This is a genomic window from Cognatundibacterium aquatile, assembly GCF_014699135.1.
Taxonomy (GTDB): domain Bacteria; phylum Pseudomonadota; class Gammaproteobacteria; order Burkholderiales; family Burkholderiaceae_D; genus Undibacterium; species Undibacterium aquatile.
This window is the reverse complement of sequence record NZ_JACOFT010000003.1, coordinates 186030-200724: the sequence shown is the minus strand read 5'-3', so window position 1 is coordinate 200724 and position 14695 is coordinate 186030. Positions and strand designations below refer to the sequence as shown.

Sequence of the window (14695 nt, the reverse complement as noted above, 5' to 3'; positions counted from 1 at the left end):
AAGGATTCATGATGAAAGGCGATGCGAAAGTCATCAAGCTGCTCAATGCGCAACTGACCAATGAATTAAGCGCGATTAACCAGTATTTTTTACATGCACGCATGTACAAACACTGGGGACTGGAAAAAATTGCGAAGAAAGAGTACGAAGAGTCTATCGGCGAAATGAAACATGCTGACAAGCTGATCGACCGCATACTGATGCTTGGCGGCTTGCCGAATCTTCAGGCGCTGCATAAGCTGATGATAGGCGAAGACACACCTGAGATGCTGGCGTGCGATCTGAAGCTTGAGCAGGCCGCGCAAAAGACCGTAAAAGAAGGTATTGCCGTATCAGAAACTTGTGCTGATTATGTTTCCCGTGATTTATTTCAAATGATCCTGGAAGACACCGAAGAACATATAGACTGGCTGGAAACGCAGATAGAATTGATCGAAAAAATTGGCGTTCAAAATTATTTGCAGTCGCAACTCAGCAGCGAAGAATAAACAAAAAGGATGATGCTCACCACGTCATCCTTTTTTTTCGTCTTTCTTTTTGAAATTACTGCGGCACCGTGTCTTTAAAAGACTGGCGCTCCGATAATTTATCAAACAATTTTGCGAGGTTAGGATAATCATCGCGCCATGAGATTTCCGGGAAACGGAAACTGAGCCAGCCCAACAGGCAGGCAACACTGATGTCTGCTAAGGTTAAACGACTGCCAGAGCAAAAAGGCATGTCGCCCAGCCCCAAAGAAATCGCTTTTAAACCAGCATTGACCTTATTCATCTGGCGATTGATCCAGTCTTCACTTTGTTGTTCTTGTGGACGCAATGTTTTTTCCAGTCGCACCAGAATTGCGGCGTCCAGAATGCCATCTGCCAAGGCTTCCCAGCATTTCACTTCAGCCCGTTCACGTCCCAGCGAGGGAATCAAGCGGCCAACCGGTGTCAAGGTATCGAGATATTCAACGATGACGCGTGAGTCAAACATCGCACCGCCATCCTCCATTAACAGACAGGGAACTTTGCCTAAAGGGTTAGATTCCTGAATCGTCGTATCTTCTGCCCACACATTTTCTAGTAAAAAGGCGTAATCCAATTTTTTTTCCGCCATCACAACGCGGACTTTTCTTACGTAAGGACTGGTAGTGGAGCCAATGAGTTTCATAGTTTTTGCATGGTTAATTAAGTCGGGATTATAACGGTTAAGCACATTATTTCCACCTGCCCCGACAAGCGATCTGGCTTTACGCAAGGAAGCGATACCCGGTTACAAGCCGCCTCGCAATGGTAAAATCTCGTATTCAGTGCAAAAATCTTCGATAGTCTGTAATTTATCTCAGGTTTCGTTACTCACCGGCAAATTTCACATAATTTGTAAAATCGTTGTTTTTTGCGTAAGCATTTTCTATTGACCTCCACATATATCTCCATCATGCCCCTCTCTTCACTCTCAGCCCTCTCCCCTCTTGATGGCCGCTATGCAGTTAAAGTTGATGCTTTGCGCACAACCCTGTCCGAAGCTGGTTTTATGCATCACCGTGTCAAAGTTGAAGTTTCATGGCTGCAGGCTTTAGCAGAAGCAGGCTTCGATGAAATCAAACCTTTCTCTGACGATGCCAAGGCATTACTGAACAAACTGGTCGCTGAATTTTCAGAAGCCGACGCACAACGCATCAAAGATATTGAAGCGGTCACAAATCACGACGTCAAAGCGGTCGAATACTGGTTGAAAGAAAAAGTGGCCGGATCGGCAGAACTGGTTGCTGCGAGTGAATTCATACACTTTGCCTGCACTTCCGAAGACATCAACAATACGTCGCACGGCATGATGCTGAAAACCGCGCGTGACAGCGTGATGGTGCCGGCACTGCAAAAAGTGATTGCCCGCCTGACAGAACTGGCACACACGAATGCGGACGTGCCTATGTTATCGCGTACACATGGCCAACCTGCCAGCCCGACCACACTCGGCAAAGAAATGGCGAATGTCGTGGCTCGTTTGCAGCGTGCGATCAAACGTATCGAACAAGTTGAAATTCTCGGAAAAATGAATGGCGCAGTCGGTAATTACAATGCGCATTTATCTGCCTACCCTGCGTACGACTGGGAAAGTTTTTCGAAAAACGTGATCGAGCAACGTCTGGGTCTGACTTATAACCCATACACGATACAAATTGAGCCGCATGATTACATGGCTGAAATGTTTGATGCTTTCGCGCGTGCCAATACCATTTTGCTGGATCTGAACCGCGATATCTGGGGTTACATTTCGGTCGGTTATTTCAAACAAAAAACCAAAGCTGGTGAAATCGGTTCTTCCACTATGCCACACAAAGTGAACCCTATTGATTTTGAAAATTCCGAAGGCAATCTGGGTCTGGCAAATGCACTGCTGCGTCATCTGTCTGAAAAATTGCCGGTGTCCCGCTGGCAGCGTGATCTGACCGACTCAACTGTATTGCGCAATATCGGCGTGGCCTTTGGTTACACCTTGCTGGCCTACGATAGTTGCCTGCGCGGGTTAAACAAACTGGAAACTAATCCTGAACGCCTGGCTGCCGATCTGGACGCAACATGGGAAGTGCTGGCAGAACCTGTGCAAACCGTGATGCGCCGTTACGGCATTGAAAATCCATACGAACAGCTCAAAGAGCTGACACGCGGCAAAGGGATTTCCAAAGAAGCGCTGCGTGAATTCGTGTTGACTCTGGCGATTCCTCAGGACGCCAAAGACTTGTTGCTGGCGATGACACCAGCGAACTATATTGGTATCGCAGCAAAATTAGCAAAAGCGATCTAAGCAATTAAATATTTCTGCATTCCGACAAAAACTGGCGTATCAGCTTTGCTCTGATACGCCAGTTTTTTCTTTTCTCAGCGCATCTCTATACCCACTGGAATTTGCACTAGCTGTTTCCGTATCACTTCATAACAGATAACAGTTCCTATATTGCGCTATCCTGTTTTTGATGCGCCTCTGCACACTTTCATTTTTTTTGCTATATTAGTCCTAATGCGAACTAATTTTCAATTTTAAAAGGAATCCCCGATGGCAAACAATGAGCGTTACTCTACAGTTTCGGTGGCACTGCACTGGCTGGTCGCTTTGCTGATCATTGCTGCCTTTTCATTGGGCTGGGTGATGACGGATATGAAAATCAGTCCGACCAAATTGCAATACTACTCTTACCATAAATGGATAGGTGTAACGGTATTGGCCTTAGTTGCGCTGCGCTTACTGAACCGCTTGCTAAGTAAAGCACCAGACTATCCTGCACACATGAGCGTGTTGCAGCAAAAAGCCGCCAGCTACACGCATCTGCTGTTGTATGCACTGATGTTTGCGGTGCCATTGTCGGGTTATTTTTACACTTGTGCTGCGGGTTACCCTGTCGTGTATCTGGGCTTGTTTGAATTACCGAGTGTCATCGCGCCTAATCCGGAGATCAAACACAGCCTGAAAGAGTTGCATGAAATGCTGACCTACGGCATGGCGGTTTTAGTTCTCATGCACATCGCTGCTGCATTAAAGCACCAGTTCATTGATAAAGACGGTCTGCTGCGTCGCATGATGCCAGGCAAATAATTTCTTACAGAAAGTATCTTATGAAACTCTCAAAATTCTCTAACAAACTCATCGTTTCCGCGATCACACTGGCGGTTGCCATTCCTGCGCTGGCCGCCATGGCAAAGCTCGATAATGCGAAGAGCAATGTGGCTATCGTCTTTAAACAAATGAATGTGCCGGTCGATGCGAAATTTAAAAAATTCAGCGCGAACATCGATTACAACGCGGCAAAGCCAGAAACATCGAAAGCGAGTGTTGAGATTGAACTTGCCAGCTTTGATCTGGGCGATCCTGAATACAACAAAGAAGTTTTGAAAAAAGAATGGTTTAACGCCGCACAATTTCCGAAAGCCAGTTTCGTTGCCACCACAATGAAAGCCAGCGGATCGGGCAAGCTCGACGTTAACGGCACGCTCACCATCAAAGGTAAAAGCAGCAACGTCAGTTTTCCACTCAACGTCAAGCAAGATGGTAAAAATCAGATTTTTGACGGCAGCCTGCCGATCAAACGTCTGGCATTTAACATCGGCGAAGGTGAGTGGAAAGATACCGGCATGATCGCTGACGAAGTTGTCATCAAGTTTCATGTAGTCACCACGCAGTAACCCAGCAACTCAGTTTGTAAGCTATACATCAGAAAATCATCGGTCTCACACTTTGACCATTTAATCAGGAGCAATTATGAAATTCAGCAAATTAATCATCGCCGCTTTGGCTATCAGCGCGGCGCCAGCATTCGCACAAACATACAACATCGAACCAAACCACACTTACCCAAGTTTTGAAGCTGATCACATGGGCATTTCCGTATGGCGTGGTAAGTTCAATAAAACCAGCGGTAAAGTAGTGCTTGATCGTGCGGCAAAAACAGGTACTGTCGATATCACTATCGATGCATCCTCTATCGATTTCGGTCATGAAAAAATGAACGAACACGCAAAATCAAAAGACATTTTCAACGTCGCTCAATTCCCGACTGCGACCTACAAAGGTACTTCGATCAAATTTGAAGGCGACACACCAGTGGCAGTTGAAGGTAACTTCACTTTGCTGGGCGTCACTAAGCCGCTGACATTGAAAATCAATAAATTCAAATGTATCCAGCATCCTATGTTCAAGAAAGAAGCATGCGGTGCCGACGCTTCTGCTGAATTCAAACGTACAGACTTTGGTCTGAACTACGGTATGGCGTATGGTTTTGCACCAGAAGTTAAACTGGCAATTCAGGTTGAAGCCATCAAAGCTGACTAAGTGGATTAATTCTCCAGGCACGATGTTTTACATCGTGCTGAGCAGCTGAATGACCAGGCCGATCCTATGATCGGCCTTCTATTTTGAGTGTTAAATCGAGTATTAACTATGGGTAAACGATTTCTCCGCAGCATACGTATGCTGGCCGAATGCATGCAATTATTTGAGCAGATATCCACTGCCAAAGTCCGGCAATTCGGATTGACGCACTCCCAGTTTGACATCATCGCTACCCTGGGAAATACGCAGGGTATGACATGTAAAGAACTCGGTGAAAAAACCCTGATTACCAAAGGCACGCTGACCGGCGTGCTCGACAGGCTGGAGCAGAAAAAACTGATTTCCCGCGAGCGGGGCTGCAATGACCGCCGCCAGTTTTTTGTGAAGCTGACGCCACTGGGTGAAGCCAGCTTTGATGAAGTTTTTCCACATGTGGTCGCAGAAGGCGACAAACATTTTGCTGATTATTCTGAAGCCGATTATCAGGCGTTGGAAGATGCGCTGGGAAAACTCAAACAGCATTTCAGTACCGAAAAATAATATATACATACTCCCCCCAGTATATAAAAAGGCCTAATGTTTCTGCAGACATCAGGCCTTTTTTATTAAAATGATGGGGGAGTATCTGTATTTTCCGGTTTTACAGATGATCTCCGACGATAGGGCCTTTGCCACTGAAGCGATCCAGCGCCAGATAAATCACAGGTGTAATGAACAGCGTAATCGCCTGTGAAAAAATCAAACCACCGACCACCGCAAGCCCCAACGGCTGACGCAGTTCGGCACCAGCACCCAAGCCCAGCGCGATTGGTAAAGCACCGACCAGCGCTGCCAGTGTCGTCATCATAATCGGACGGAAACGCTGAATACAGGCTTCCCGTATAGCCTCTGCCGGCGTCATGTTCTGATGCCTTTGTGCATCCAGCGCGAAGTCGATCATCATGATCGCATTCTTTTTCACGATACCGATCAGCAGCAAAATACCGATAGTCGCAATCAGCGTCAGGTCTTCGCCGAACCATTTCAGTGTCAGCAAAGCACCCACCGCAGCCGATGGCAAGCCAGCGAGAATCGTAATCGGATGGATGAAGCTTTCATACAGTACGCCGAGCAAAACATAAATCACCAGCAGCGCCGCAACGATCAACACCACTTGTCCGGATTGCGAATTTTTAAACACCGCCGCATCACCGCCATAGCTGGTGATGATGGAGGTCGGTAATTTAATCTCTTCCCGGTATTTTTCAATACGATTGGTTGCTTCACCCAATGCGGTATCGGGTGCCAGATTAAACGAGACCGTCACGGCCTGTAACTGACCCACGTGATTAATCGAGGTCGGGCCGACCGTACGTTTGACGGTTGCAACGCTCGACAGCGGCACCAGTGTTCCGGTATTGCTGCGGACATAAATACCGTTGATCGCGCTTTCATCTTTTTTGGCATCCGGTGCGACTTCCATGATGATCTGATAGCTATCAACATTCGTATACATCGTCGATACCTGACGTTCACCAAAAGCACTGTACAAAGCAGAACGTATGCTGTCCATGCCGACACCCAGCGTGTTCGCGCGATCGCGATCGATCTCAAGTGATGCCTGCAAGCCTTTCAGTTGCGAATCCGTGGTCACATCTTTAAAGCCAGGATCAGCGCGCAGTTTTTCCTGTAGTTTATTGGCCCAGCTATTGAGCTCACCCGCCTCCACACTTTGCAAAATATACTGGTACTGACTTTTACTTGGACGACCACCGAGCTGCAAGTTTTGCGTTGGTCGCAGGAAGACATTGATGCCAGGAACCGCCGCCAGCTTTTTACGCAAACCATCGACCACTTCTTTCATGGGTTTGCGCTGATCGCGTGGTTTGAGGTTGATGAACATACGACCCGTATTCTGCGAGCCGCTGCCGCCATTAAACGAGGTTGCAGTCAGTACGCTGGGGTCGTCACGAATAATTTTGGCGACCTGATCCTGCAATGCCACCATTGCCGGGAATGAGGTATCTTCCGCAGCTTCGGTAGAAACGTTGATCTGGCCGATATCCTCTTGCGGGAAAAACCCTTTAGGAATCACGTTAAACAGATACGCCGTCGCCGCGAAAGTCGCCAACGCAATCAACAGCACGATCTTCCGGTGCCGCAACGCCAGATCAAGTCCGTTTGTATAAACACGCAGCGATGCGTTAAAGCCGCGCTCAAACGTATTGAGCATCGCAGCCACCAGTCGCGAAGGCGCTTTCAGTTCATGTTCACTTTTCAGGAAACGACTCGCCAGCATGGGCACCAGTGTCAGAGAAACAAAGGCAGATGCCAGAATCGCCAGGCTGACAATGACCGCAAACTCATGGAACAACTGACCGATGACACCAGGCATGAAGAAGATAGGAATGAAAACCGCCACCAGCGAAGTCGAGATGGAAATAATCGTAAAACCAACTTCGCGTGAGCCTTTTAATGCAGCCTTAAACGGCTCTTCACCGTTTTCAACGTGACGCATGATGTTTTCCAGCATCACGATCGCATCATCCACCACCAGCCCGACTGCTAAGGTCAGACCGAGCAAGGACACGTTATCCAGCGTATAGCCAAAACCCCATAACAGACTGATCGCGCCAACCAGAGAAACCGGCAGCGATAAAGTAGGAATGATGGTCGCGACCATGCGGCGCAGGAACAGGAAAATGACGATCACCACTAAAAATATCGTCAGCAATAAAGTCAGGTTTACATCATGCAAGGCATCGCGGATAGAGATGGAGCGATCATTCACCAGATTCAGTTTGACTGAGGCTGGCAATTGCGCCTGAAAACCCGGTAAAGCGGATTTAATCGAATCAACCACCTTCACCGTATTGGCATCAGACTGACGCTGAATCGCTAAAGTGATGGAACTTTCGCCATTGAAATTGGCAGAAGTTTTCACCTGCTCATAACTATCTTCAACGACTGCAACATCACGCAGACGAACCACTTGTCCACCTTTGTTGCTGACCACCAGATTGGCAAATTCTGCCGCACTCTGCAATTGCTTATTGGCTTGCAGCGTCAACGTCTGCTTATCACCATCCAGCGTACCGACTGGTGTATTGGCATTCGATGTTTTAATACTGCTGGCCAGTTCATCCAGCGTCAGATTACGTGCGGACAAGGCATCCGGCATCACCCGTATGCGCACCGCATAACGTTTGATACCAAAAATATTCACTTGCGCGACGCCTTCCAGCGTCGACAAACTAGGTGAAATCAGATGCTCAGCGTAACTGGTCAGCTCCGCCAGACTCAGCGAAGGCGAAGTCAGGGCAATGAACAATACCGGCGCATCAGCAGGATTAACCTTGCGGTACGATGGCGGCGATGTCATATCGACCGGCAAAGAGCGTTGCGCACGCAGCAAAGCCGCCTGCACATCGACCGCTGCTGCATCGATATTGCGATTCTGATCGAATTCCAGCGTCAGGGAAGTGTTCCCTATCGTATTACTGGAACTAATGATCGATAAACCGGGGATGGTGGCGAACTGCTTTTCGAGTGGCAACGCAACCGAAGTTGCCATCGTTTCAGGGCTCGCGCCAGGAAGGTTCGCATTCACGCTGATGACCGGCGTATCGTAACTCGGCAAAGCGGCAATCGGGATATAGCGGTAGGCCAGAATACCCGCGACGACGATCGACAGATTCAGCAACACCGTCATCACAGGACGGCGGATGAACAACTCAGATAAATTCATGATGCGCTCGCTGCGGAAGCAGATGCTGCTGCCGGTTGCTCAGAGGTTTTCGCAGGTGCAGCTGATTTTTCACCTTTGCCCGACTTATCGCCTTCTTTTGCGTCAGCGCCGCGCTCTTTGACGACCGCACCCGGGCGTAAATTCTGTTTACCTTCCAGCACTACTTTAGCGCCAGCCTCAATCCCAGACACGACCGCATCGGTACCGAAACTTTGCGTCACAACGACAGGCTTCAACTCGGCTTTTGATTCGGCATTCACAACATAGACAGACTTACCACGCGCCCCAACAACAACCGCATCCTGCGGCACGACCACCGCATCTTTCAGCGTCTGCACACTCATTTCCAGATTCACATACGCGCCCGGCCACAGTTTCATTTCCTTGTTATCAAACACGGCTTTCACTTTGACAGTACCGGATGACGCATCCACGACATTATCGACGAACTGCAACTTGCCTTTAAATTTACTGACCCCGTCCGGCAGACTCGCCGTGACATAACTATCCTGACCATGCATACTTTGCAGCGCGTCCGGCAAATTACGTTGCGGCAGCGGGAAGGTGACTGCAATCGGATTCATCTGCGTAATCGTCACCATTGCTGTCGCTGTTGCGCTGGGCTGAACCAAAGATCCCGGAAAAACGCTGATGATACCGGTGCGTCCTGCCGATGGAGCAACAATACGGTTATAGCTCAGCGCGACGCGGGCAGCAGCAACAGCAGCCTTATCAGAAGCGACGACGGCGTGTTGCGCATCAACCAGGGTCTGACTCGAATCGAGCGCACTCTGTGCCACGAATTTTTTCGCCAGTAATTCTTTACTACGAGCCAATTGCCGCTGATTGTCGGCCAGCGTCGCCAGATCCTTATCGAGTTGCGCCTGTGCTTTCGCCAGATTCACTTCATCCGTGCGGCTGTCGAGTGTGAAAAGCAAATCACCCGCGCGCACAAACTGCCCCTCTTTGATATGCACCTTCGCCACGGTACTGGTGACCTGTGGCCGGATATCCACTGTATTCAATGCTGACACCACACCGTTCGCCGCGATACGCACCGGGTAATCCCGCTTTTGGGCAACGATGGTAGAGACACTCACAGGACGGCTCTGCGCATCATTTTTGGCTCCGCTTGTTTTACCCGCAGCTAAAGGATCGGCTTTATTTTTTTGAGACGGCGCAACAAAATAATAGGTGCCGCCCGCGAGTGCGGCAATCACCGCAACGATAGTAAAATTTTTCAATTGGCTCATGTTATTTTTATCCTTTGCAGACGCAGTAAGACTGATGCGCAACAAGAAAGTTCTACGTAATTATTTAAAAATAGGCTGAGCTGACGTCAGATCATTCAATTTAATGGCAATAACAGGTTTCAGCTAATTATCTTGCAATACCATTTCGCCGCATGGAAAACAGATCAAAACAACGACAACACTAAGTGTTTTTTACAAAATACCTGCCTGCGGCAAATCCTAACAAAAAAAAAGCCAGCTAGAGTGCTGGCTTTGATTTTAGATACCTATCGTTACATCATAACGACGAATATAAGCGTTTTTTAAACAACGGCGCCGTCGGTATCGTCTTTTTCCTTGACTGGTTTCACCAGATCTTCACGTTTGACACCCAACCACATCGCGATGGCAGCAGCAACGAAGACAGAAGAATAAATACCGAAACAGATACCGATCGTCAGCGCCACCGCAAAATAATGCAAGGTCGGGCCGCCAATCAACAACATCGATAACACCATCATTTGCGTACATCCATGAGTGATGATGGTACGCGAGATGGTGCTGGTGATCGCATGATTGATCACCTCTGTCACTGACATTTTTCGCTGAGTACGGAAATTTTCACGAATACGATCGAAAATAATCACGGACTCATTCACCGAGTAACCCAGCACCGCCAATACCGCCGCCAGCACGGAGAGGTTGAATTCCCACTGAAAGAACGCAAAGAAGCCGAGAATAATCACCACGTCATGCAAGTTAGCAAGAATCGCCGCGACCGCAAATTTCCATTCAAAGCGTATCGCCAGATAAGCAACCACCCCCAGCACCACGAATAACAGCGCCATCAGACCATCATGCGCCAGTTCGTCGCCGACCTGCGCACCGACCTGCTCTACGCGTTGTTGTTTCACTTCAGGGTCTTTTGCCTGCAGTGCTTTCATGACCTTCTCAGCCTGATCTGCCGCTGTCACACCTTTTGCCAATGGCAAACGGATCACGACATCCTGTGCCTTACCAAAGGTCTGCACCGGTGCATCAACATAACCGAGGCTTTCAACAGTACGGCGTATGCCATCAACGTCAGCGGCTTTTGGATACGTGACCTCCATCACTGTACCGCCAGTAAATTCGACAGAGAAATGCAAGCCTTTGTGCAGCAGGAAAAATACGGCGGCAACAAAAGTCAGTGCAGAGATGACATTGAAAATCAGCGCATGGCGCATGAAAGGAATGTCTTTTTTAATGCGGAATAATTCCATAATGAATTCCTGAATTCTTATCTGGGCAATCGGTTATTTGGCTGCATCATCGGTTGGCTTCCAGATCTGACCGATAGAAAGCGAAGTCAGTTTTTTCTGACGACCATACCAGAGATTCACCACGCCACGCGACACAAAAACGGAAGAGAAAATCGACGTCAGAATACCGAGGCAATGAACCACCGCAAAACCACGGATCGCACCTGAACCGAAGATCAACAAGGCCAGACCCACAATCAGCGTCGTCACGTTGGAATCGAGAATCGTTGCCCAGGCGTGGCCGAAGCCTTCTTCAATCGCCTTTTGTGGTGACCTGCCAGCGCGCAACTCTTCGCGGATACGTTCATTAATCAGCACATTCGAGTCAATCGCCATACCGAGTGCCAGCGCAATCGCAGCGATACCAGGCAAAGTCAGTGTCGCTTGCAGCAAGGACAACAAGGCGACCAGTAACAACAGGTTGACGGACAATGCCAGCACACTGAAGAAACCGAACAGCATGTAGTAGATGACCATAAAGATCGAGATCGCAGCAAAACCGTATAAGGTTGAATTGCGACCCTGCTTAATGTTTTCCACACCAAGTTGCGGGCCTATCGTGCGTTCTTCGATAATTTCCATCGGTGCTGCCAGCGAACCAGCGCGCAGCAACAAGGCCAGATCTGCAGAGGCAGCAGCAGTGCCCATGCCAGTAATCTGGAAGCGTGAACCCAGCTCATCGTTAATGGTTGGTGCGATCAGAACTTCGCCTTTGCCTTTTTCAAACAAGACAATCGCCATACGCTTACCGATGCGGCTACGGGTTGCCTCGCGCATCTTACGGCCACCATCGCCGTTCAGGTCAACACCTACGGCTGGCTGCTGGTTGTGATCAAAACTAGCGGTCGCACCAGTAATGTAATCACCAGTCACCACCGGGTCTTTGGTCAGAATCAGCAACTCGCCACCACGATTGCCTTTGAACATTTCAGAACCATACGGCACTGGCGTATTCGCATCGACCGGGCCAATCACGCTATCGTCCAGCAAGCGCACTTCCAGCGTTGCTGTACGTCCGATGATTTCTTTCGCACGCGCCACGTCCTGTACACCAGGCAACTGCACGACGATGCGATCAGGGCCTTGTTGTTGAATAATCGGCTCAGCAACACCGAGTTCATTCACACGTTTCGACAAAGCGGTAATGTTTTGTTTCACGCCTTCGGTCACTACGGCTTGCAAGGCTTCAGGCTTCAGGCTGATAGTGACATTGAATTCTGTATTGTCTGCACTGGCAACGTCAGTCAGATTCACATCTGTCATTTGGGATGCCAATACCGCTTTCGCTGCGGAGCGGGTTTCAGCATCACGGAACTTCACCGAAATGTTGTCGCCATCGCGGCTGATGCCAGCATGACGGATATCTTTTTCACGCAATACTGAACGTACACTTGATTGCAGCCCCTGTACCCGCTTCGTCAAGACCGCTTTAGTATCCACCTGCATCAGGAAATGCACGCCACCGCGCAAATCAAGGCCAAGGTACATCGGCAACGCATTCAGACTTTGCAGCCACTTCGGTGTGTTCGGCAACAGATTGAAAGCAACTGTATACGTCGGATCTGTTGCGTCAGGATTCAGTGTTTTTTCGAGTATGTCTTTCGCTTTAAATTGCGTATCGGTATCAGCGAAGCGTGCGCGCACAGATCCTTGCATACCATTAAAGTCATAGAAAACGCCGTTATCTTTCAGGCCGGATTGCTGCAAGGCTTTTTCGACACGCGCCTTCATGCTTTCGTCAATTTTGACGGTCGATTTCGCGCTGCTGATTTGTACCGCCGGAGACTCACCAAAAAAATTTGGCGCGGTGTACAGCACACCGAATACCAGCGCAATCACAATCAACAGATACTTCCAGAGTGGGTAGCGATTCATAATAAAAATAGAAATGGAAGCTGAAAAGCACAACGCAGCCCGGATATGGATCGGACTGCGTTGCCGGTATTTACTGATTAAATCGCTTTGATGGTGCCTTTAGGCAACAACATAGTGACAGCTACTTTTTGCACAACGATCTCTGTGCCTTCGGCGACTTCTATCGTCACATAGCTCTCATTGACCTTGGTCACTTTGCCAAGTATGCCGCCGGAAGTCACTACTTCATCATTCTTCGCCAGCGCTTCCATCATGTTTTTTTGCTCTTTCTGGCGCTTCATTTGTGGTCGTATCATGAGGAAATATAAGACCACAAACATTAATACCAGAGGCAGGAAACTCATCAGGCCACCATCAGCACCAGCACCCGCAGATTGCGCATAAGCGTTAGAAATAAACACGTTCAGACTCCGTTAATTGTATAAATATTATCCAGCCAGTGTTGAGCAAGATAATGATAAATAGTGACGATAAACTACTTTTCAAGCAGTAAAGCGCCACATTCTAGCACTGCTCTCGCTCAGAACTGGCGAAAAAAGCCAGATGCAGACTAAGATGCAGACTAAGATGCAGACTAGATGCCGCGCGCGCGGTCAGCATGAAACTGCTGCACAAACTCAGGAAAACGTTCGTCATCCAGCGCCTGACGGATGTTTTTCATCAGATCCAGGTAGTAATGCAGGTTGTGTATCGTATTCAGACGTGCGCCCAAAATCTCGCCAGTGCGGTGCAGATGATGCAAATACGCCCGCGAGAAATTTTTGCAGGTATAACATTCACAGGTCGCGTCCAGTGGTTCTTTGTCTTCCTTGTAGCGGGCATTTTTGATTTTCACATCGCCGAAGCGGGTGAATATCCAGCCATTGCGCGCATTCCGTGTGGGCATCACGCAGTCAAACATGTCGATACCGTTCGCCACGCCTGCCACCAGATCTTCCGGTGTACCGACGCCCATCAGATAATGCGGTTTGTTTTCCGGCAGTTTGGGGCCGGTGTGCGCGAGGATGCGCATCATGTCTTCTTTTGGTTCACCGACCGACAAGCCACCTATCGCAATCCCATCAAAACCCAGCTCATTCAGCCCCGCCAGAGACTCGTCGCGCAAGTGTTCAAACATACCGCCCTGAACGATGCCAAACAGCGCATTCGGATTTTCACCCTGTCTGAATTCGTCAATAGAGCGCTTGGCCCAACGCAACGACATGCGCATCGATTTACCAGCCTCTTCAGTCGTCGCCGGTCTGCCGTCAATTTCGTAAGGCGTACATTCGTCGAACTGCATCACGATATCGGAATTCAGTGCGCGTTGAATCTGCATGGAAATTTCCGGCGACAAGAACAGCCGCTCACCACTGATAGGAGAAGAAAATTTCACGCCCTCTTCCGTGATCTTGCGCATCGCTCCGAGTGAAAACACCTGAAAGCCGCCTGAATCCGTAAGGATAGGCTTATCCCATCCCATAAAGTCATGCAAGCCGCCGAATTTATTCAGCACGCTCAGGCCTGGACGCAGCCACAAATGAAAAGTATTGCCAAGAATAATCTGTGCGTCGATTTCTTTAAGTTCCAGCGGTGACATCGCTTTGACTGAGCCATAAGTACCGACTGGCATGAAAATCGGTGTTTCGATTTCGCCGTGATTCACTTTCACACGCCCCCGGCGGGCTGCAGTCGTTTTATCTTTTTTAATCAGAGTAAATTCAAGCATGATTCTTCCTTGTACGCTCCGCGGAGCACACGGTAATGAGTCGTTC

General features: G+C 48.8%; 13 protein-coding genes. 6 read left to right on the top strand and 7 right to left on the bottom strand.

Features of this window, described 5'->3' with window-relative positions:
* Positions 1-11 precede the first annotated feature (11 nt).
* The gene (gene bfr / locus H8K26_RS09475; protein ID WP_186883322.1) at positions 12-488 is read left to right on the top strand and encodes a bacterioferritin; all 477 of its coding nucleotides are present in this window, start codon (positions 12-14) and stop codon (positions 486-488) included.
* A 55-nt stretch (positions 489-543) separates the two neighbouring features.
* On the opposite strand, the gene H8K26_RS09470 is transcribed toward bfr, so the two are convergent.
* Positions 544-1152, bottom strand: coding sequence for a glutathione S-transferase N-terminal domain-containing protein (locus H8K26_RS09470; RefSeq protein WP_190479099.1), 609 nt, complete (start codon positions 1150-1152; stop codon positions 544-546).
* A gap of 267 nt (positions 1153-1419) precedes the next feature.
* Between H8K26_RS09470 and purB the strand changes: the two genes are divergently transcribed.
* The 5 genes from purB to H8K26_RS09445 all read left to right on the top strand — a co-directional run bounded on the left by purB (position 1420) and on the right by H8K26_RS09445 (position 5346).
* Positions 1420-2787, top strand: coding sequence for an adenylosuccinate lyase (gene purB, locus H8K26_RS09465; RefSeq protein ID WP_190479098.1), 1368 nt, complete (start codon positions 1420-1422; stop codon positions 2785-2787).
* A 249-nt stretch (positions 2788-3036) separates the two neighbouring features.
* Complete coding sequence (locus H8K26_RS09460; protein ID WP_190479096.1) at positions 3037-3573, top strand: cytochrome b; 537 nt, start codon at positions 3037-3039, stop codon at positions 3571-3573.
* Between the two features lie 20 nt (positions 3574-3593).
* Positions 3594-4160, top strand: a complete 567-nt coding sequence (locus tag H8K26_RS09455) for a YceI family protein (protein ID WP_190479094.1) — start codon at positions 3594-3596, stop codon at positions 4158-4160.
* Between the two features lie 76 nt (positions 4161-4236).
* Positions 4237-4806 carry a YceI family protein gene (locus H8K26_RS09450; RefSeq protein ID WP_186882906.1) on the top strand — a complete coding sequence of 190 codons (570 nt, stop codon included), beginning with the start codon at positions 4237-4239 and terminating at the stop codon, positions 4804-4806.
* A 108-nt stretch (positions 4807-4914) separates the two neighbouring features.
* Positions 4915-5346, top strand: a complete 432-nt coding sequence (locus tag H8K26_RS09445) for a MarR family winged helix-turn-helix transcriptional regulator (protein WP_190479091.1) — start codon at positions 4915-4917, stop codon at positions 5344-5346.
* Positions 5347-5446: 100 nt separating this feature from the next.
* Here the strand turns inward: H8K26_RS09445 and H8K26_RS09440 are convergent, their stop codons facing one another.
* The 6 genes from H8K26_RS09440 to tgt all read right to left on the bottom strand — a co-directional run bounded on the left by H8K26_RS09440 (position 5447) and on the right by tgt (position 14649).
* Entirely contained in the window at positions 5447-8533 is a 3087-nt protein-coding gene (locus H8K26_RS09440; protein WP_190479090.1) for an efflux RND transporter permease subunit, read from the bottom strand.
* Positions 8530-9786, bottom strand: a complete 1257-nt coding sequence (locus H8K26_RS09435) for an efflux RND transporter periplasmic adaptor subunit (RefSeq protein WP_190479087.1) — start codon at positions 9784-9786, stop codon at positions 8530-8532. Before H8K26_RS09435 ends, H8K26_RS09440 begins: the two co-directional genes overlap by 4 nt.
* 302 nt (positions 9787-10088) lie before the next feature.
* On the bottom strand, positions 10089-11027 hold the full coding sequence (gene secF, locus H8K26_RS09430; protein WP_186897002.1) for a protein translocase subunit SecF: 939 nt from the start codon (positions 11025-11027) through the stop codon (positions 10089-10091).
* Between the two features lie 33 nt (positions 11028-11060).
* On the bottom strand, positions 11061-12941 hold the full coding sequence (gene secD / locus H8K26_RS09425; RefSeq protein ID WP_190479086.1) for a protein translocase subunit SecD: 1881 nt from the start codon (positions 12939-12941) through the stop codon (positions 11061-11063).
* A gap of 77 nt (positions 12942-13018) precedes the next feature.
* Entirely contained in the window at positions 13019-13285 is a 267-nt protein-coding gene (yajC, locus tag H8K26_RS09420; protein WP_255422803.1) for a preprotein translocase subunit YajC, read from the bottom strand.
* A 230-nt stretch (positions 13286-13515) separates the two neighbouring features.
* The gene (gene tgt / locus H8K26_RS09415) at positions 13516-14649 is read right to left on the bottom strand and encodes a tRNA guanosine(34) transglycosylase Tgt (protein ID WP_190479083.1); all 1134 of its coding nucleotides are present in this window, start codon (positions 14647-14649) and stop codon (positions 13516-13518) included.
* Positions 14650-14695 lie beyond the last annotated feature (46 nt).